We start from the raw sequence: 18,053 nt of genomic DNA, 5'->3' as shown, positions 1-18,053 counted from the left end.
CTCATGTCCAAACGTCTTCCATTTGCACCGCTGGCCGCGGCCATCGGCCTGGGTTTCAGCCTGATCGCCGGCAGCCTGGTGGCGCCGACCGTGGCCCACGCCGAAGGTGAAATTCGCATCGCCGAGCAGTTCGGCATCGTTTACCTGCTGCTTAACGTCGTGCGTGATCAGAACCTGATCGAGAAGTACGGCAAGCAGGAAGGCATCGACATCAAGGTCGACTGGACCCAGCTCTCCGGTGGTGCAGCGGTCAACGATGCATTGCTCTCCGGTTCGATTGATATCGCCGGTGCGGGTGTCGGTCCGCTGCTGACCATCTGGGACCGTACTCACGGCAAGCAAAACGTCAAAGCCGTCGCCTCCCTCGGCAACTTCCCGTACTACCTGGTGAGCAACAATCCCAAGGTCAAAACCATCGCTGACTTCACCGAGAAGGACCGCATCGCGGTGCCGGCGGTCGGCGTGTCGGTGCAGTCGCGCATCCTGCAATACGCGGCCGCCAAGCAGTGGGGCGACAAGGAATTCAATCGCCTCGACAAGTACACCATCGCCGTTCCGCACCCCGACGCTACAGCGGCGCTGATTGCCGGCGGCACCGAGTTGACCGGGCACTTTTCCAACCCGCCGTTCCAGGATCAAGAGCTGGCCAACCCTAACGTCCACGTTGTGCTGAACTCCAATGACGTGCTCGGTCCGAACTCGCCGACGGTGCTGTTCGCCACCGAGAAATTCCGCGACGAGAACCCGAAAACCTATAAAGCGTTCGTCCAGGCGCTGACTGAGGCGGCCGAGTTTGCCCAGAACGATAAAGGCGCGGCGGCGGACACGTACATTCGCGTCACCAAGGCCAAAATCGACCGTGCCGCGCTGCTGAAAATCATCGATAGCCCGCAGTTCGAATTCAGCGTCACGCCGAAAAACACTTACCCACTGGCCGAATTCCTCTACCGCGTCGGCGCGATCAAAAACAAACCGGACTCGTGGAAGGACTACTTCTTCCAGGACGCCAAACCGCTGCAAGGGAGCTGACCGAGATGAACGCCCCTTTGCAAGGCCACACGGTCAGCAAACCGATCGCGGCAGCCCAGGCGCTGCTATCGGTCGACAACGTCAGCCTCGAATACCGCACGCCTCAGCGGGTGGTTCGAGCGACGCACCAGGTCAGTTTTGAAATCGATCCGGCAGACCGCTTTGTGCTGCTCGGTCCGTCCGGTTGCGGCAAATCAACGCTGCTCAAGGCGGTCGGCGGGTTCATCCAGCCGTGTGAAGGGGAAATCCGTCTTCAGGGGCAAACCGTTCATGCCCCAGGGCCGGACCGGATTGTAGTGTTCCAGGAATTCGATCAACTGCCACCGTGGAAAACCGTCAAACAGAACGTGATGTTTCCGCTGCTTGCCTCGAAAACCCTCAAGCGCAAAGAGGCCGAGGAGCGAGCGCTGCACTATCTGGACAAGGTTGGTCTGGCGGCGTTTGCCGATGCCTACCCGCATACCTTGTCCGGCGGCATGAAAGCCCGTGTGGCGATTGCGCGGGCGTTGGCCATGCAACCGAAAATCCTCTTGATGGACGAACCCTTCGCCGCCCTTGATGCCCTGACCCGCCGCAAGATGCAGGAGGAATTGCTGCTGCTCTGGGAAGAGGTGCGTTTCACGCTGCTGTTCGTCACGCACTCCATCGAGGAAGCGTTGGTGGTGGGCAACCGGATTCTGCTGCTGTCACCCCATCCGGGGCGAGTGCGGGCGGAAGTCCACAGCCATCAATATGACTTGCACAGCCTAGGTGGCGTGGCGTTCCAGGAATCTGCACGACGCATTCATCGGTTGTTGTTCGATGAAGGTCAGTCCCCGGAAACCGGGCGTGAGCTGGATTTCTCCGACATCCGCATCGCTTATTGAGCCATTGAGAGGAGTGCCCGATGAGCCTTTTATCATCCCCGCGTGAAGAGTTTGAAACCGTGTTGCAGCCGCTGACGAGTGTGCCGCTGGAACGGGAATTACCGCTCGGTCAACGACTCTGGCAACAAGGCTGGTTACGTAAAAGCCTGATCCTGATTTTGCTCGCGGTCCTGTGGGAAGTGGTTGCCCGTGTTCAGAACAACGACCTGCTGCTGCCGAGTTTTCTGCAAACCGGGAGCGCGCTGTACGACGGTTTGCTCAGTGGCGAGTTGCTGGGCAAGGTGTGGATTTCGCTGGTGGTGTTGCTCAAGGGTTACCTGATCGGCATCGTGCTGGCGTTTGCCCTGACCACACTGGCGGTGTCGACGCAGTTCGGTCGCGACCTGTTAAGTACGTTGACCTCGATGTTCAACCCGCTGCCGGCCATTGCGCTGCTGCCGCTGGCGTTGCTGTGGTTTGGCCTTGGGCAGAACAGTCTGATTTTCGTGTTGGTGCATTCGGTGCTCTGGGCGCTGGCCTTGAACACCTATGCCGGGTTTCTCGGCGTCTCGGAAACCCTGCGCATGGCCGGGCGCAATTACGGCCTCAAAGGCATGCGCTTCGTGCTGTTCATCCTGATCCCGGCAGCACTGCCATCGATTCTCGCCGGGCTGAAAATTGGCTGGGCCTTCGCCTGGCGCACGCTGATCGCCGCTGAATTGGTGTTCGGTGCCACCAGTGGCAAGGGCGGCTTGGGCTGGTACATCTTCCAGAACCGCAATGAGCTGTACACCGACAAAGTATTTGCCGGGTTGGCGGTCGTGATCCTGATCGGCTTGCTGGTGGAAAACCTGGTGTTCAGCACATTGGAGCGGGTCACGGTGAAGCGTTGGGGGATGCAGCGCTAAGTTCTGCGGTGGCAGGTCCGGCCCCATCGCGAGCAAGCTCGCTCCCACAGGGGATCTTCAGGGGTTACAAATTTTATGCATGGCAAAAAATCATGTGGGAGCGAGCTTGCTCGCGATGGGGCCGGACCTGCAAACGCATGGTTTGGGAATGTTTGCTAGCATTGCGTCTGAATCAACCCAGATCAGACACGAGTGCTCAGCATGCAACTTCCGGACATGAACCTGTTGGTCGCCCTCGATGCCTTGCTCGACGAGGGCAGCGTGGTGGGCGCCGCGCGACGCATGAACCTCAGCCCGGCGGCCATGAGCCGGACGCTGACGCGCATTCGCGAGGCCATCGGCGATCCGATCCTGGTGCGCGCCGGTCGTGGCCTGGTGCCCACGCCAAAGGCGCTGGCGTTGCGCGAGCAGGTGCGTGACGTGGTGGAACAGGCCGCGCTGTTGTTTCGCTCGGCGGATGCGGTGGACCTGGGCACGTTGCGCCGTCGGTTCAACATTCGGGCCAATGACTTTTTTGTCGGCGTTTACGGCGGAAAACTGTTCGACACCCTGGATCGTCAGGCGCCGCACTGCGAACTGCGTTTTGTGCCGGAAGGCGATGGCGATGATGAGGCGCTGCGCGAAGGGCGGATTGATCTGAGCATCAGCAATACTCGGCCGTTGACCCCGGAAGTGAAGATTCAGAATCTGTTCTCTACTCATTTCGTCGGCCTGGTTCGCGAAGACCATCCGCTGTTCGACGAAGAGATCACGGCCGAGCGTTACGCCGGGTTTTCCCATATCAGCATGTCCCGTCGCGGCATCGCCCGCGGCCCGATCGATACCGCGCTCAACGCCTTGGGACTGGAGCGGCGGGTGGCGGTGATTGCGCCGAGTTTCCATGCGGCGATGTTTGCCTTGCCTGATTCCGATTTGATTCTGCCGGTGCCCAAGGAGGCATTGCTGAGCGTCCAGCGCCTGGGCCTGAAGCTGCGTTCCTTCACGCTGCCGATTCCGCTGCCGACCATTATGCTGACCCAGTCCTGGCACCCACGTTTCGACAAGGATCCGGCCCATCGCTGGCTGCGCGAAACCCTAAAAGCCTGTTGTGACGAGACGTGGCTGGCCGCACAACCTTGAAGATCAAAAGATCGCAGCCTTCGGCAGCTCCTACACGGTTTCGCGTACATCTGTAGGAGCTGCCGAAGGCTGCGATCTTTTGATCTATGACGGATCATTGCGCCTGATGCACTTATAAGCTGCCAATAAGTCAATTTTCGTAAGGTCCCGCGCTTCTTAAAATGCTTCGGTATTCAAACCCCGGAGCTTGCAGTCATGACTTCCCTCACGGTCACGGCACCTCTCGCCGCGGCCAGCCCGGCTGCCGTCACGCCACCGGTCTTTGGTCCGCGGATCATCATCGGTCTGGTGGGCGTGTTGTTGGCGGTGCTGGTGTCGGGCCTGAACGAGATGGTGACCAAGGTTGCCCTCGCCGACATCCGCGGCGCATTGGCGATCGGCTATGACGAAGGCACCTGGCTGGTCGCCAGTTACACCGCGACCTCGGTGGCGGCCATGGCTTTCGCGCCGTGGTGCTCGGTGACGTTCTCGCTGCGACGGTTCACCCTCTGCGCCATCAGCGCATTCACCCTGTTGGGCGTGCTGTGCCCGTTCGCTCCAAACTACGAAAGCCTGCTGGTCATGCGTACCTTGCAAGGCCTGGCGGGCGGCGCATTGCCGCCGATGCTGATGACCGTCGCGCTGCGCTTTTTGCCGGCCAACGTGAAGCTTTATGGTCTGGCCGGTTACGCCCTGACGGCGACGTTCGGCCCGGGGCTCGGCACGCCACTGGCCGGGTTGTGGACCGAACACGTCGGGTGGCAATGGACCTTCTGGCAAATCATCGCACCGTGCCTGATCGCCATGGTGGCGGTGGCGTATGGCTTGCCCCAGGACCCGTTGCGCCTGGAGCGCTTGAAGCAATTCAACTGGCGCGGCTTGCTGCTGGGGTTTCCGGCGATCTGCATGCTGGTGATCGGCATTTTGCAAGGCAATCGGCTGGACTGGTTCGAGTCGAGCCTGATCTGCGGATTACTCGGTGGTGGATTACTGCTGTTGGTGCTGTTCCTGATCAACGAATGGTCGCAGCCGATGCCGTTTTTCAAGATGCAAATGCTCGGCATTCGCAACCTGTCGTTCGCTTTGCTGACCCTGGCCGGGGTGTTGGTGGTGCTGCTGGCGGTGATCATCATTCCGTCCAGTTACCTGGCGCAGGTGCAGGGTTATCGCCCGGTTCAGACCGCGCCGATCATGTTGCTGGCGGCGCTGCCGCAGTTGATCGCGCTGCCGTTGGTGGCGGCACTGTGCAACCTGCGTTGGGTCGATTGCCGCTGGGTGCTGGGGATTGGTCTGAGCATGCTGACGCTGTCCTGCATCGGTGGGTCGCAGCTGACGTCGGTGTGGATACGCGACGACTTCTATGTGCTGCAACTGCTGCAAATTTTCGGTCAGCCGATGGCGGTGCTGCCGCTGTTGATGCTCTCCACCGGCAGCATCAGCCCGATGGAAGGGCCCTTCGCTTCGGCCTGGTTCAACACCGTAAAAGGCCTGGCGGCGGTGGTCGCCACCGGCGTACTGGAGGCGTTGACCACCTCAAGGCTGCATTTCCACTCGGTGATGCTGGTGGACAACCTCGGCAACTCACCCCTGGTCGACAGCGACAGCGCAGGCCTTGCCCACCGGCTGCATGAGCAGGCGGTGGTGCTGACGGCATCGGATCTTTATCTGTGCATGGCCGGCGTCGCACTGGCGCTGATCCTGCTGATTTTCTGGCTGCCGACGCGGGTCTATCCGCCGCGCGCGCCGACTTGAATGCTTCACTGAAACAGAAGGTTTTTATGACGACTCAATCAAAGCAAAAAGTGGCTGTCGGCGTCGCCGCGGTAGTGGCGCTCGGTGTGCTGGTTTATTTGCTGGCGCCCGGCCTGTTCGGCAAGCGCACGCAGCAGAACACCAATGACGCCTTTGTTTCGGCGGACTTCACGCTGGTGGTGCCGCGCGTGGCCGGGTTCATCAAGGAAGTGCTGGTGGAGGACAACCAGCAGGTCAAGGCCGGACAGTTACTGGCGTTGATTGATGACCGTGATCTGCGTGCCGCCGCCCAAGCGGCAGCCGCCGAAACGCTGGTGGCCAGGGCGCAACTGCAAAATGCCCGTGCGACCCTTGAACGCCAGGCTTCGGTGATTGCTCAAGCCCAGGCCTCCGTGGTGTCGGCCAAGGCGGAAATGGCCTTCGCCGAGCATGAACTGAATCGCTACAACCATCTCGCCGGGGTCGGCGCAGGCACGGTGCAGAATGCCCAACAAGCACGGACCCGCATCGATCAGGCCACCGCGCGGCTGGCTAATGTGACGGCGGTGCTGGCGGCGGAGCGCAAGCAGGTGGAAATCCTCACCGCCCAGCGTGACGCAGCGGAAGGAGGATTGAAACGGGCGCAAGCGGCGCTGGAAATGGCCAGCTACGAGCTGTCCTACACGCGCATCGTCGCACCTCAGGACGGTATGGTCGGCGAGCGCGCCGTTCGGGTCGGCGCCTATGTCACGCCGGGGAGCAAGATCCTCGCGGTGGTGCCGCTCGCGCAGGCCTATGTGGTCGCCAATTTTCAGGAGACCCAACTCACCGACGTGCAGCCGGGGCAGGGCGTGCAAGTGCGTGTCGACAGCCTCGGCGGCCAGGCCCTGAGCGGCCGCGTCGAGAGCATCGCACCGGCCACGGGTGTGACGTTCGCCTCGGTCAAACCGGACAACGCCACCGGCAACTTCACCAAGGTGGTGCAGCGGATTCCGGTGAAAATCGTCCTCGATCCGGGTCAGCCATTGGCGGAGCGATTGCGCGTGGGGATGTCGGTTGAGGCGAGTATTGATACTGCCCGTGCCGATAAGCATGAGGTTGTTCAACGATGAAGATCTTGGTCGACTGTTCTGACGTCATCGCGAGCAAGCTCGCTCCCACATTAAATCGGTTCAATGCACACAATCTCTGCACAAATGGAGATCCCCTGTGGGAGCGAGCTTGCTCGCGAAGAGGCCGCCAGCCTCAACTCACCCTTTGTGCCTTGCTCGTCATGGGTCTTTCAGCCTGCACCGTCGGCCCGGACTTTCAGAAACCACAGGCACCGCAAATCACCGAATGGTCGAAACCATCCAAGTCCGCCGCCAGCCAAGCCATCGCCGACACCATGGACGAACGCTGGTGGGAAGTTTTTCACGACCCGAAACTCTCGGCCCTGACTCAACGCACCTTGACCGACAACCTCGACCTGAAACTCGCCAGCAGCCGCTTGCAGCAGAGCCGGGCTGTGCGTCAGTTGATCACCGCCGACCGTTACCCGAATACCGCCGCCACTGGCAGCTACGGGCGTAAACGCAACAGCGGCGAAGGCTTGAACGATCCGTCGGGACACAACGGTGACTCGGCGTACAACCTGTGGGACGCAGGCTTCTCCGCATCCTGGGAACTGGATTTCTGGGGCCGTGTGCGCCGTGAAACCGAAGCCGCCGATGCCACCCTGGAAGTCGCGGAAAACGACCGACGCGGCGTGCTGCTGTCGGTGCTCGCCGAAACCGCTCAGGACTACATTCAGCTGCGCGGTGTGCAAAGTACGCGCGCCGTCACCGAGGAGAACCTCGACGTCGCCCGCCACAGCCTGAAACTCTCGCAGCTGCGCCTGGCCGACGGTGTCGCCACCGACCTGGATGTCGCCGAAGCCGCCGCCCAAGTAGCGGCTATCGAGTCGCGCCTGCCCGCGCTGGAGCAGCGCCAGTCGCAACTGATCAACGCCTTGAGCCTGCTGATGGGCGAGCCCCCGCAAGCGCTCTCTGCCGAGTTATCCACAGACGCCCCGGTGCCACAAACCCCGCGTGAGGTCGCTATCGGCCTGCCGTCGCAACTGGCTGAACGCCGCCCGGACATCCGCCAGGCCGAAGCCCGCCTGCATGCCGCAACCGCGAGCATCGGTGTGGCCAAGGGTGATTTCTATCCGCGGATCACCCTGTCGGGCAACATCGGATCGCAAGCCATGCAGCTCAGTGATTTCGGCTCCTGGGGCTCGCGGTCTTTCGGTATTGGCCCGCAATTCAGCTTGCCGCTGTTTGACGGCGGTCGCCTGCGCGGCGTGCTGCACTTGCGCGAAGCCCAACAACAGGAAGCCGCCATCGCCTACCAGCAAACCGTGCTGCGCGCCTGGCATGAAATCGACGATCAACTGACCGCCTACAACGCCAGCCAACTGCGTCGCGACAGCCTTGCCGAAGCCGTCCGCCAAAACCAGATCGCCCTGCGCACCGCGCAACAGCAATATGTGGAAGGGGTGGTGGATTTCGTTAACGTGCTGACGGTGCAAGGCGCGCTGTTGGCAACTCAGGAGCAGTTTGTGGAGAGCTCGACCGGGGTGTCGCTGGCGATGGTCGGGTTGTACAAAGCGTTGGGTGGGGGGTGGGAGTCGGTTTATCCAGTGGCAAATGGGGTTACCAGTAATCCGGTTTGATGGCCGGCTTCTTACGGGCAGGTACCTTGTCTGGAAACTGGTGCGACTGCAGCTCTTCTGCGGAGATGACTCGTCGCATCCAGTGAGAGTGTTCTTTCAAAGAACCGGGAGGGGTTCGTTTGAACCCTGTCCTGTATGGAAGGACGATACCTACGGTTATTTGGGGAAAGTCTTCTCGGATCGCCCTGAGCGCGGGGGCCATATCAGTATCTCCGGATACCAGAACGAGTTGTTGGATGCTTTCAGCAACGGTGGCATTGGCTTGTCTGGCCGCCGTGCGATACATGCTTATGGCGAAATGGACGTCAGTTTCCTTTTCTTCGAGTTTCCAGATAGGGGTTGTATCTTGACGCGAGGCACCGATTCTTTTGTTGATGAAGCGCGGTGCGCGTGCAGGTTCGAGTTGGTGGCGACCATAGTGAACGGCAACATTGTGAGCCTTCAGGGCGCGGACGTAAGTATCTTGAGCTTCCTTGGAAGCGATGCCACGAGTAGCCAGTTCTGGTTTAACCGACGAGGTGAAGTAGTCGATTGAGGCCACAGAGCTTTGAGGGTTTTCAATGTGAGCGATATAAGCCAACAGCTGCGGCAGGTTTAACCATTTATAAGGTGTGTCAGCTAGTAACCCGTAGAACACGTTGTAGCCATCAACGAAGAACGCAGTGCGCACAAATCCAATCCTCAGAAACGAAAAAACCGGCCGAAGCCGGTTTTTTCACCCCAACTGCCAGAGAACTGAATCTCTGCGTACGGGGTTGAGTAGTGCGCAGATCCTAAATTGAGTGCGTCACGCACGTCAACCATCGACTGATCAGGGCTTTACTCGACTGGATCTATTCCAGCACCGGCAGGCCAGTTTTGGATAGTTGCCAGGTCGATAGTCAAGGCGCTATTGGCTTCATCTGTTAATGATTGTTGCGACGCAAGGGAGCTATGACGATGGGGGGTGTAGAGACGCAAGGTATCTATCGCCGCGTTCAGTTTTGACTGAGTGGGCATTCCCCTTTTCGTGTGAGATTTATTACCCAAACCCAATGAGCGTAAGAACAAACGAGCACTCTGAAAATTTTGTCCTTTTTGAAACATTACATTTCTATCCAATGACGCCCATCCGCTTGACGCCCACCCACGCTGTCATAGACTCCGCTCATCCGTCAGGGAGTAACGGTTATGCGGCGTGTTCGTGTGTGGGTTATTGGATTGACCTTTGTAACGTGCGTGGTACAGGCGCAAACGCCTGCGCCCGATGATCCGCTGCTGGACAGCAGCGGCAGTGCAAATGCCAGCAGTGAGGCCCGTGGCGTGCTGCGAGCCCGGGATCAGGCGGTGCTGGCCAGTGAGTTGTCCGGGCGTATTGTCGAGTTGCCGTTCAGTGAGGGCGAGTCGTTCAAGAAGGGTGACACCCTGGCGCGTTTTGATTGCTCGGCTTATCAGGCTCAGCTCAACGCGGCCCAGGCTGCCAACCGTGGTGCCGGCGAAGAGCTGTCCCACAACAGGCAACTGGCGGCGTTGAATTCGGTCGGGCGTTTTGAAGTGGCGCGGGCCGAGGCCAAAGTCAGCGAGACTCAGGCGCAATCCCAGGTTTATCAGGTCCAGGTCAAGCGTTGCAGCGTGCTGGCGCCGTTCGATGGCCAGGTCGTCGAGCGCAAGGTCAAGCGTTATGAAAGCGTCGCTGCCGGCACGCCGTTACTGGACGTGGTCGATAACCGCACCCTGGAAATTCATTTGCTGGTGCCGTCGCGCTGGATGGCCCGGCTCAAGCCTGGCCAGACCTTCCGCTTTGTTCCCGATGAAACCGGTCAGCCTCTGGATGCCACGGTCAAACGTCTCGGTGCACGGATTGACGAAGGCAGTCAGACCTTGCTGCTGGTGGCGACGCTTCCCAACGCCAACGGTTTGCTGGCAGGCATGAGTGGCACGGCACGCTTCGTGGAGTTCAAGTGAACGCCCCGGTAATGGGCGGTGCCGAACAGGTGTTCGCAAGGTTTCTGGATCTCGAACGCCTGACCCGCGCCGCTCGCACGCCTTCGCAATTGGCCTACAGCCTGGTCAATGACGGTCAGGCGCTGTTCGGCTTTCGCCACGCGGCGCTGTTGATTGCCGGCAAGGTGCAGGCCGTGACGGGCGTCAGTGCGGTGGAGCCGAATGCGCCGTTCGTGGCGTTTGTCGAGCAGGCCGTGGCGCAGTTGTTCAAGCTCGAGGTGCTGAAACAGGCGCGGGTGGTTCCGGCGAATGTTCTCAGCGAATCGATTCAGGCGGACTGGCAGAGTCTTTCAGCGGCTCAGGTGTTCTGGCTGCCGCTGATCGATCACCAAGGTGAGGTGTTTGGCGGTCTGTGGCTGGCGCGGGACCTGCCGTGGAATCCTTCCGAGCAAGTGCTGCTGTCGCAATTGGGTGACACCTACAGCCATGCCTGGCTGGCGCTGCAACCGCGCAAACCGTGGCGACTGCGCTGGACGCGAAAACGTCAGGTGGCGTTGGTCGCGGTGGTGTTGCTCGGGCTGCTCATTCCGGTGCGGCAATCGGTGCTTGCACCGGCCGAAGTTGTTCCGCTGGGCGGCCGAGTCGTTGCGGCGCCGCTGGACGGGGTGATTGCCGAGTTTCTGGTCAAACCCAATCAGACGGTGAAAGCCGGCGACCTGTTGTTGCGCTTTGAAAGCACCACGCTCAGGGCCCAGGCCGATGTGGCCGAGCGCGCCTTGGGCGTTGCTGAAGCTGAGCTGAAGGCCAATTCCCAGCGCTCGTTCGCCGACGCCGAATCGAGCTCGAAAATCGATCTGCTGGCCGCGCGAGTCGAGCAAAAACGTGCTGAGCGGGATTACGCCCGCGAACTGCTCAAACGCAGCGAAGTGCGCGCTGAGCGCGGAGGCATTGCGGTGTTCGCCGACGCGGAGCGCTGGACCGGTAAACCGGTGCAGACGGGCGAGCGGCTGATGGAAATCGCCGACCCGACCCAGGCTGAGTTGCGCATCGAACTGGCGGTGGGCGATGCGATTGCGCTGGAGCCGGGCGCGCAAGTCGCGCTGTTCCTCGACAGCGATCCATTGCAACGGCATCTGGCCAAACTCGAACGCTCGGCCTATGAGGCGCAACCGACTGCGGCCGGGCAGTTGGCTTATCGTCTGGATGCGAATTTCGAGGGTGCCCCGCCGCGCATCGGCCTGCGCGGAACCGCCAAAATTTTCGGCGACCGTGCGCCATTGGCGTTGTACCTGTTGCGTCGACCACTGGCCGGTTTGCGCCAGAGTGTGGGCCTTTAGATGAGCCTGCCAAACCTGCGCGCAGACTTGCAGCTGACGCCTGCATCACCGGCGCTCGATGGCTCGCCGCGCTGGACCCTCGCCGACCCGGTGCGCGGTCGCTATTTCAAACTCGGCGTGGCGGCGATGCGCCTGCTGCGGCATTGGTCCTTGGGTGATCCCGAGCAAGTGTTGCGTGCAGCCAACCGCGAGCCAGGTTTGCCGCTGGATGGCGCGGAGCTTGAGCAATTACTGGGCTTTTTGCGCAGCCACGACCTGATCTCCGCCCTTGATCCGCAACAGCGCGCCAGTTACAGCCTCAAAGCGGCCGCTCAACGTCAATCGATATGGCAGATCTTGCTGCACCAATACCTGTTTTTCCGCATTCCGCTGTGGCGCCCGGACGCTTTTCTCAATCGTGCCTGGCCATGGCTGGAGCGCTTCGGTCCGCGCGCGTTGCGCTACGGATTGCCGGCAACCCTGGGGCTCGGCGTGTTTCTGGTGTCCCGGGACTGGCAGCGCTTTATCGCGACCTTCCCGCATTTGTTCAGCCTCGGCGGCGCGCTGGCGTTTGGCGTGGCGCTGTTCTTTGCCAAGCTCTGTCATGAATTTGGTCATGCCTTCATGGCCAAGCGCGCCGGTTGTCGGGTGCAGAGCATGGGCGTGGCGTTCATGGTGTTGCTGCCGATGTTTTACACCGACGTCAGCGACGCCTGGCGGGTCAATGATCGCCGCGCGCGGCTGCTGATTGGCGCTGGTGGCGTGCTGGCGGAATTGCTTTTAGCGAGCATCGCGCTGCTCGCCTGGTCGCTGCTGCCCGACGGTCCCGGACGCACGGCGGCGTTCATGCTCGCCAGCGCCACCTGGATGACCACACTGGTGATCAACCTCAACCCGTTCATGCGTTTTGATGGCTATTTTTTGCTCAGCGACTATTGGGAAGTCGACAACCTTCAAGGGCGAGCGTTTGCCCTTTGTCGCTGGCGCTTGCGTGAGTTTTTATTCGGTTACGGCGCGCCGGCGCCGGAGCCCTGGTCGCCGAAGATGCAACGGCGTTTGCTGATCTGGGGTTACGGCTCGTGGCTGTGGCGTGCGGCGTTGTTTTTCGGGATTGCGTTGGCGGTCTACCACCTGTTCTTCAAAGTGTTGGGGATTTTCCTGATGCTGGTGGAGCTGGTGTGGTTCATCTTCCTGCCGATCATGAGTGAATGGCGGCAATGGTGGACTCGCCGCGAACAGGCGCATGCGCCTCGGGTGCTGCTCAGTGGCCTGGCCTTGTTTGGGCTGTTGCTGATGCTGGTCGTGCCGTGGCGCAGCGCCGTTGAGTTGCCGACGATGCTGGAGGCTGGCCGCGCCAGTGCCTTGCACGCGCCAGTCGCGGCGCGAGTCAAAACGGTGAATGTTCACGATGGTGAAGCGGTTGCCCAGGGCCAGGTTTTGATTGAGCTGGAATCCCCGGACCTGGATTCGCGTCAGGCTATCGTCCGACGTGAAATCCAGATCCAGCAGTTGCAGATGCGTCGTCAGGCCAGCCGCAGTGAAACCGCCGCCGACGCCGGGATCGTCGAACAGCGCCTGGCCGAAGCGGTCGCCGAATACCGAGGCCTGGCCGCCCAGCGTGAGCGCCTGCTGCTGCGGGCGCCCCACGCCGGCAAGGTGCGCGATCTGTTGCCGCAGTTGGCGGTCGGTCGCTGGTTGTCGATCAAAGAACCGCTGGCGCGGGTGGTCGAAGACGGCGCGCGGTTGCGCGGTTATCTGGCCGAAGCCGAACTGTGGCGCGTGGCACCGGGCGCCACCGGACGGTTCATCGCCGATGATCCGATGCACCCGGCGATCGCCGTTAAATTGACCGAAATCGACACCAACGGCGCGGCGTATGTCGATCAGGAGGCGCTGACGTCCGATCACCACGGGCCGATTGCCGTGCGCCGGGATCCGCACCAACGGGCCGAGCCGGTGCAGGGGCAATACGGGGCGCGGTTGAGCACCCTCGAAGAGGTGCCGACGCCGATGCAACCCTTGCGGGGTGTCGTGGTGTTGCAAGGGCACGGCGAGTCATTGCTGGGCGTCGCCTGGCGGCGCATGGCGGCACTGGGTGTCAGGGAAAGCGGTTTCTAGGGAGAGCAAGCGATGGCGAATAGCGAATCAGTGGCGGCGGATGGTTTGGTGGTGCGGCCATCGCGGATCAGCGATGGGCCTTTTTTGCAGCGCCTTTACCAGGCGGCGCGACCGGACCTGCAATGGATCGACGATGAGCGGGAAGTGGTTGAACAGGTGGTCGCCCAGCAATTTCAGGTGCAGGAGCAAGGTTTGGGTGAGCGTTACCCCAACGCGATGCATTACGTGGTGGAAAAACTCGACACGGCCATCGGCGCGCTGACCACTGATTTTGGCCCTAATGAAATTCGTGTGTTGTACCTGGCGTTCATTCCGCAGGCGCGCGGCCAGGGTTATGGGCGCAAGGTGCTGCATGGTGTGCAAAAGGCCGCACAACAGGTGCGCTGCCCGGTGGCCACGGTGGTCTGGACCAACAATCCCCATGCTCGCCAGCATTACCTGGCGCTGGGGTTTCAGGTTGAAGAGCGAAACCCGGCGGCGGAGCGATTGGTGTGGTATCCGCATAGCTGAATCCACTACCGCTCCCCCTGTAGGAGCGAGCCTGCTCCGGGCGGCGTTCCGACGATAGCGGTGGATCATTCAACATTTTAGGTGAATGACACTCCGCTATCGCGAGCAGGCTCACTCCCACATTGGATTTCGGTGTGTTCAGTTGAAGGCGATGTAGAAATATCCCAAGTCCGGGTCACGTCCCATGGCCGGCACCCGGGAGACGAAGATGTTTTCCACCTGACCCAGTTCCGGCAGTTCCAACGCGCACAACCCATCGACAAACACTGTAGGCTGCAGGCTGTTGAACTCGACACTGAACGGCATCCGCTCGCTCTTGGGCATCCGCGAGCGGGGTGTTTCTTCAAGGCTGTCGATATGGATCGGCAATTCAGTGCCATCCGGCAGCCGCAGCCTCCCGGTCTTGCCCAGCAGCGCCTGAAAGTGTTGGCTTTGCACCTGTTGCAGCATGGCGTCACTCCAAAATTGAAAGTGGCCGGGGGATTGAATCCCCCGGCCGAACCTCAGTTGCGCGAAGGGAATAACCCGTTCAAGGCGATGCTGAAGTTGAGCACCAGGAACGGGTTCATCGTTTCCATGGGCAGGCCATTACCGGCGGACGAGATTTCTCCCGTGACCGTGGTGGCCACGCCTTTGAGTGGCACGGCCGCAGCGCCTTGCGCGTCGGAGTAGATGGTCGCCGAACCCGGACCGCCGCCCGAGGCACCGATGTACGAGTTGGTCGCGGTCGGGTTGGTGGCCGGGTTGCTCGCCGGGCTGGCCAGTTGCAAGGTGGTGCTGGCCGTGAGCCCGGACAAGGCGTGGGTGTGGTTGGGCAGGTTGGTGATGGTGGCTGTGACGTTCTCGGTCCCGGAGAATTCACCGATGACGCGCGGGGTCAGGTTCAGCCCATTGCCCTGTGCTATCGGCATTCGGCCTTGCAGGTTGGGTAGCATGAAGTTGGTGGTGCCATTGCCTCCATAGTAGGTTCCCAGCAGTGAGAACAGCGCCTGGTATTGCGAGATCCCCAGTGTCTGGCCGTTACACAGGGCCCAGCCGTTAGGGGCGAAGTTAAAGGCAAAAGACTGAACAGTGCCCATGAATACTTCCATAGTTCCTTATCCCTCAGGTTAGTTGTCTGGCGCGCCACGCAGATTGCCCGTGCGGGCACATCGTTGCGTACAGCCGACTCCATTCATCTCCGTGGCTGGATCACGCCACGCCAGAGCGTAGTTGATCCGCCAGATTGCCGAATGTCGTTGGTCGTAAAGCCAGCATCGACGACGGCGCTGTCGCTGTCCTACAGTGATTGCAAGCATCAAGGTTTTTCACCGGCAGTCTTGAGGGGAGGCAATGGAGGCGCACAGAGAAACACCGCTTGACGGCACCCAAGGTCCGCACGAGGCACCCGGCGTCTGGGCGATAGTTCAGCGAATGCTGCGATGGGCGCGGGAGCACTGGCTGTTGCCGATCCTGGCCTTGGCCGCGCTGGTGCGTTTCTACGACCTGACGGCGGCGGCTATTTGGGGCGACGAAGGTTCCAGCCTGCTGTTGAGCCAATATTCGTTGAGCGAGATCTGGGTGCATGCCGCCCATGATGTGCACCCGCCGCTGTATTTCATGCTGCTGCATGGCTGGATCGAACTGTTCGGCAATGGCATTTTTTCGATTCGAAGCCTGAGCGCGCTACCAGGGATTGCCACCGTGGTGCTGGGCGTCTGGCTGGTGGACTTGCTCGCCACTCGCCGCGCCGCGTTGTTGGCCGGCGTCCTGTTGGCGCTGCTGCCTACCGCCGTTCGTTACAGCCAGGAAGTGCGCATGTATTCGTTGCTGGGACTGTGGCTGATCGGAGCCACGATCGCCCTGGTTTACTGGATCAAACGCCCGGCACGTAAGCGCTATCTGGTGTTTTATGCACTGCTGATGAGCGCGGCGTTCTACACCCATTACTTCACCGCCCTGTGCGTGCTGTGTCACTGGCTGTATCTGGGGCTGATCCGCGTACAGCCCGGCTATCGCTTGCGGCATATCCAGCAGCCCGGCTGGTGGGTGGCGAACATGGCGATCGTGTTGGTGTACTTGCCGTGGGTGCCCAGCCTGATCGATCTGATTCAACACATGGATCAACTCAAAGCCAATGGCGATGTGGGGTGGGAGACACCGGTCACGTTCGGCTCGTTGCCTTCGATGATCTGGTCGTTCCTGATCCAGGACGATGGCGAGAACCTGCCCACATGGATTTTCATCACGTTACCCTTGGCGTCGCTGGCGTTGGTGTGGGTGGCGCTGGCGCGGGATCGCAGTGTTATTCGTGGCAGTGCATTGGTGGTGATCTACACCATTTTGCCGATATTTCTGGTGTTTTCGGCGTCGTTCATCTCGCCAGTGTTCATCGAACGTTACCTCACCGCGTACGCCCTCGGCTTGCCGATGATTGCCGCATTGGCCATTGATCGCCTGTACGCCGTCTTCCGGGTGTTGGCCGTGACGGTGCTGGTGTTGTTTATCGGCGTCGAACTGGTGGGCCTGAACAACAACGCCACGGTCGATACCAACGATCAAATCAGCGTCATGGTCGACTACGTAAACCAGCACTTCGTTGCCGGTGACCGGATCGTCACCAGCGACATGCTCTGGTACCTCAGTTACGTCTATTACAACCGCACTGACGCCAAACCGCTGCTGTACACGCCGCCGTTGGCCAATGGAGCGTCGAGCCGGCCGAATGCTTATGGTTTCGGCACGCTGGTGTCTCAGGATATTTACCTCGACAGCCTCGGTAATTTGCCCAAAGGCACCGGCCGGGTGTGGTTGATCGGCACGATCGATTTGCCGAACGAATTCGCGCCGTTGCCCGCAGGCTGGCAAAACGTTGGCGTAACGCAGGCGGGAGGCGCCAACGCGCGTTTGTTCGTGTTGCATTGAGCCTGTAACCAAAATCTCGTTTTTCAGACGATTTAGATTCGATTTGATATCAAAACACCATTACCCGTAAGCCTGTTCATGGTCTACGCTCCGTCATACATAAAGGACTTATGACTAGGGTGAAGGGATTGTCACACTTCCATTTTATTTCCGGCTTGCCGCGCTCAGGCTCGACCCTGCTTTCTGCGATTCTTTTGCAGAACCCGCGCTTTCATGCCGGCATGACCAGCCCCGTTGGCGCCCTGTTTTCCGGTGTTCTGGAGCAGTGCAGCGCCGGCAGCGAGTTCGGTGCGGTGATCGATACCGATCTGCGCCGCCGTTTGCTTCGCGGTCTGTTCGATTCCTTTTACGCCGACAAGGCCGACAAACCGGTGGTGTTCGACACCAATCGGTTATGGAGTTCGCGCCTGCCGGCCATCAGCGACCTGTTCCCTCAAGCCAAGGTCATTGCCTGCGTGCGCAATGTCGCCTGGGTCATGGACAGCATCGAGCGTTTATATCGCGCCAACCCCTTTGAAAACACCAAGCTGTTCGGCGACGGGGTCGAGCGCAATACGGTCTACAGCCGTTGCGAAACCCTGGCGCAACGCAATCGCCTGGTGGGGTTTGCCTGGGCCGCGCTCAAGGAAGCCTATTACGGCGAGCACGCCGATTCGTTGTTGATTGTCGATTACGACTTGCTGACCCAGGCCCCTGATCGGGTCATGCGGCTGGTCTACGACTTCATCGGCGAACCCTGGTTCGAGCATGACTTTGACAACCTCGCCTACGACGCGCCGGAGTTCGATCAAGCCCTCGGCGTCTCCGGCCTGCACAGGGTCAAACCCAAAGTCGAGCTGCAATCGCGGCGCACGATCCTGCCACCTGATTTGTTCAAGCAATACGCAGAATTGTCCTTTTGGCTCGATGGCTCAGCCAGCGCCGCCAATGTCATTCGTATGAAAGCCGATGCCGCGATCAGTTGATCGCGGCATTT

At 60.6% G+C, this 18,053-nt stretch carries 16 protein-coding genes; 13 read left to right on the top strand and 3 right to left on the bottom strand.

Annotation, left to right across the window (positions count from 1 at the left end; translation table 11 throughout):
- Nucleotides 1–3 precede the first annotated feature (3 nt).
- The 7 genes from VD17_RS01205 to VD17_RS01175 all read left to right on the top strand — a co-directional run bounded on the left by VD17_RS01205 (nucleotide 4) and on the right by VD17_RS01175 (nucleotide 8,306).
- Nucleotides 4–1,029, top strand: coding sequence for an ABC transporter substrate-binding protein (locus tag VD17_RS01205; protein ID WP_046052320.1), 1,026 nt, complete (start codon nucleotides 4–6; stop codon nucleotides 1,027–1,029).
- A 5-nt stretch (nucleotides 1,030–1,034) separates the two neighbouring features.
- Complete coding sequence (locus VD17_RS01200; protein WP_046052319.1) at nucleotides 1,035–1,895, top strand: ABC transporter ATP-binding protein; 861 nt, start codon at nucleotides 1,035–1,037, stop codon at nucleotides 1,893–1,895.
- A 20-nt stretch (nucleotides 1,896–1,915) separates the two neighbouring features.
- Entirely contained in the window at nucleotides 1,916–2,782 is an 867-nt protein-coding gene (locus tag VD17_RS01195) for an ABC transporter permease (protein ID WP_033058673.1), read from the top strand.
- 201 nt (nucleotides 2,783–2,983) lie between these two features.
- A complete protein-coding gene (locus VD17_RS01190) occupies nucleotides 2,984–3,901 on the top strand; it encodes a LysR family transcriptional regulator (protein WP_046052318.1) in 918 nt (305 codons plus the stop codon).
- A gap of 195 nt (nucleotides 3,902–4,096) precedes the next feature.
- Nucleotides 4,097–5,632, top strand: a complete 1,536-nt coding sequence (locus tag VD17_RS01185; RefSeq protein ID WP_046052317.1) for an MFS transporter — start codon at nucleotides 4,097–4,099, stop codon at nucleotides 5,630–5,632.
- Nucleotides 5,633–5,658: 26 nt separating this feature from the next.
- The gene (locus tag VD17_RS01180) at nucleotides 5,659–6,723 is read left to right on the top strand and encodes an HlyD family secretion protein (RefSeq protein ID WP_046052316.1); all 1,065 of its coding nucleotides are present in this window, start codon (nucleotides 5,659–5,661) and stop codon (nucleotides 6,721–6,723) included.
- The gene (locus tag VD17_RS01175) at nucleotides 6,720–8,306 is read left to right on the top strand and encodes an efflux transporter outer membrane subunit (RefSeq protein ID WP_046052315.1); all 1,587 of its coding nucleotides are present in this window, start codon (nucleotides 6,720–6,722) and stop codon (nucleotides 8,304–8,306) included. Before VD17_RS01180 ends, VD17_RS01175 begins: the two co-directional genes overlap by 4 nt.
- Here the strand turns inward: VD17_RS01175 and VD17_RS01170 are convergent.
- A complete protein-coding gene (locus VD17_RS01170) occupies nucleotides 8,287–8,976 on the bottom strand; it encodes an NYN domain-containing protein (protein WP_046052314.1) in 690 nt (229 codons plus the stop codon). The genes VD17_RS01175 and VD17_RS01170 overlap by 20 nt on opposite strands.
- A gap of 500 nt (nucleotides 8,977–9,476) precedes the next feature.
- Between VD17_RS01170 and VD17_RS01165 the strand changes: the two genes are divergently transcribed.
- Genes VD17_RS01165 through VD17_RS01150 form a run of 4 tightly spaced genes read left to right on the top strand, consistent with a single transcriptional unit; the run spans nucleotide 9,477 to nucleotide 14,173 of the window.
- Nucleotides 9,477–10,250, top strand: coding sequence for an efflux RND transporter periplasmic adaptor subunit (locus VD17_RS01165; protein ID WP_046052313.1), 774 nt, complete (start codon nucleotides 9,477–9,479; stop codon nucleotides 10,248–10,250).
- Entirely contained in the window at nucleotides 10,247–11,566 is a 1,320-nt protein-coding gene (locus tag VD17_RS01160) for an efflux RND transporter periplasmic adaptor subunit (RefSeq protein WP_046052312.1), read from the top strand. The genes VD17_RS01165 and VD17_RS01160 overlap by 4 nt, the downstream gene beginning before the upstream one ends.
- Nucleotides 11,567–13,663 carry an efflux RND transporter periplasmic adaptor subunit gene (locus VD17_RS01155; protein WP_046052311.1) on the top strand — a complete coding sequence of 699 codons (2,097 nt, stop codon included), beginning with the start codon at nucleotides 11,567–11,569 and terminating at the stop codon, nucleotides 13,661–13,663.
- A 12-nt stretch (nucleotides 13,664–13,675) separates the two neighbouring features.
- On the top strand, nucleotides 13,676–14,173 hold the full coding sequence (locus VD17_RS01150; protein ID WP_046052310.1) for a GNAT family N-acetyltransferase: 498 nt from the start codon (nucleotides 13,676–13,678) through the stop codon (nucleotides 14,171–14,173).
- A gap of 138 nt (nucleotides 14,174–14,311) precedes the next feature.
- On the opposite strand, the gene VD17_RS01145 is transcribed toward VD17_RS01150, so the two are convergent.
- Both VD17_RS01145 and VD17_RS01140 read right to left on the bottom strand, forming a co-directional pair.
- Nucleotides 14,312–14,623 (bottom strand): DUF6916 family protein, encoded by a 312-nt coding sequence (locus VD17_RS01145; RefSeq protein WP_046052309.1) that lies wholly within the window; start codon nucleotides 14,621–14,623, stop codon nucleotides 14,312–14,314.
- A 53-nt stretch (nucleotides 14,624–14,676) separates the two neighbouring features.
- Complete coding sequence (locus VD17_RS01140; RefSeq protein WP_033058653.1) at nucleotides 14,677–15,264, bottom strand: phage tail protein; 588 nt, start codon at nucleotides 15,262–15,264, stop codon at nucleotides 14,677–14,679.
- Nucleotides 15,265–15,505: 241 nt separating this feature from the next.
- Between VD17_RS01140 and VD17_RS01135 the strand changes: the two genes are divergently transcribed.
- Entirely contained in the window at nucleotides 15,506–17,077 is a 1,572-nt protein-coding gene (locus VD17_RS01135) for a glycosyltransferase family 39 protein (RefSeq protein WP_046052308.1), read from the top strand.
- A 119-nt stretch (nucleotides 17,078–17,196) separates the two neighbouring features.
- Complete coding sequence (locus VD17_RS01130) at nucleotides 17,197–18,042, top strand: sulfotransferase family protein (RefSeq protein ID WP_046052307.1); 846 nt, start codon at nucleotides 17,197–17,199, stop codon at nucleotides 18,040–18,042.
- Nucleotides 18,043–18,053: the final 11 nt, after the last annotated feature.

The organism is Pseudomonas fluorescens, assembly GCF_000968015.1.
Lineage (GTDB): Bacteria > Pseudomonadota > Gammaproteobacteria > Pseudomonadales > Pseudomonadaceae > Aquipseudomonas > Aquipseudomonas fluorescens_W.
Note: the sequence above shows the minus strand (reverse complement) of the source record. Positions and strands in the feature narration are given on the sequence as shown.

Coding starts and splice junctions, on each gene's coding strand:
- VD17_RS01205 (WP_046052320.1), top strand. CDS start 4: ATGTCCAAACGTCTTCCATTTGCACCGCTGGCCGCGGCCATCGGCCTG.
- VD17_RS01200 (WP_046052319.1), top strand. CDS start 1,035: ATGAACGCCCCTTTGCAAGGCCACACGGTCAGCAAACCGATCGCGGCA.
- VD17_RS01195 (WP_033058673.1), top strand. CDS start 1,916: ATGAGCCTTTTATCATCCCCGCGTGAAGAGTTTGAAACCGTGTTGCAG.
- VD17_RS01190 (WP_046052318.1), top strand. CDS start 2,984: ATGCAACTTCCGGACATGAACCTGTTGGTCGCCCTCGATGCCTTGCTC.
- VD17_RS01185 (WP_046052317.1), top strand. CDS start 4,097: ATGACTTCCCTCACGGTCACGGCACCTCTCGCCGCGGCCAGCCCGGCT.
- VD17_RS01180 (WP_046052316.1), top strand. CDS start 5,659: ATGACGACTCAATCAAAGCAAAAAGTGGCTGTCGGCGTCGCCGCGGTA.
- VD17_RS01175 (WP_046052315.1), top strand. CDS start 6,720: ATGAAGATCTTGGTCGACTGTTCTGACGTCATCGCGAGCAAGCTCGCT.
- VD17_RS01165 (WP_046052313.1), top strand. CDS start 9,477: ATGCGGCGTGTTCGTGTGTGGGTTATTGGATTGACCTTTGTAACGTGC.
- VD17_RS01155 (WP_046052311.1), top strand. CDS start 11,567: ATGAGCCTGCCAAACCTGCGCGCAGACTTGCAGCTGACGCCTGCATCA.
- VD17_RS01150 (WP_046052310.1), top strand. CDS start 13,676: ATGGCGAATAGCGAATCAGTGGCGGCGGATGGTTTGGTGGTGCGGCCA.
- VD17_RS01145 (WP_046052309.1), bottom strand. CDS start 14,623: ATGCTGCAACAGGTGCAAAGCCAACACTTTCAGGCGCTGCTGGGCAAG.
- VD17_RS01140 (WP_033058653.1), bottom strand. CDS start 15,264: ATGGAAGTATTCATGGGCACTGTTCAGTCTTTTGCCTTTAACTTCGCC.
- VD17_RS01135 (WP_046052308.1), top strand. CDS start 15,506: ATGGAGGCGCACAGAGAAACACCGCTTGACGGCACCCAAGGTCCGCAC.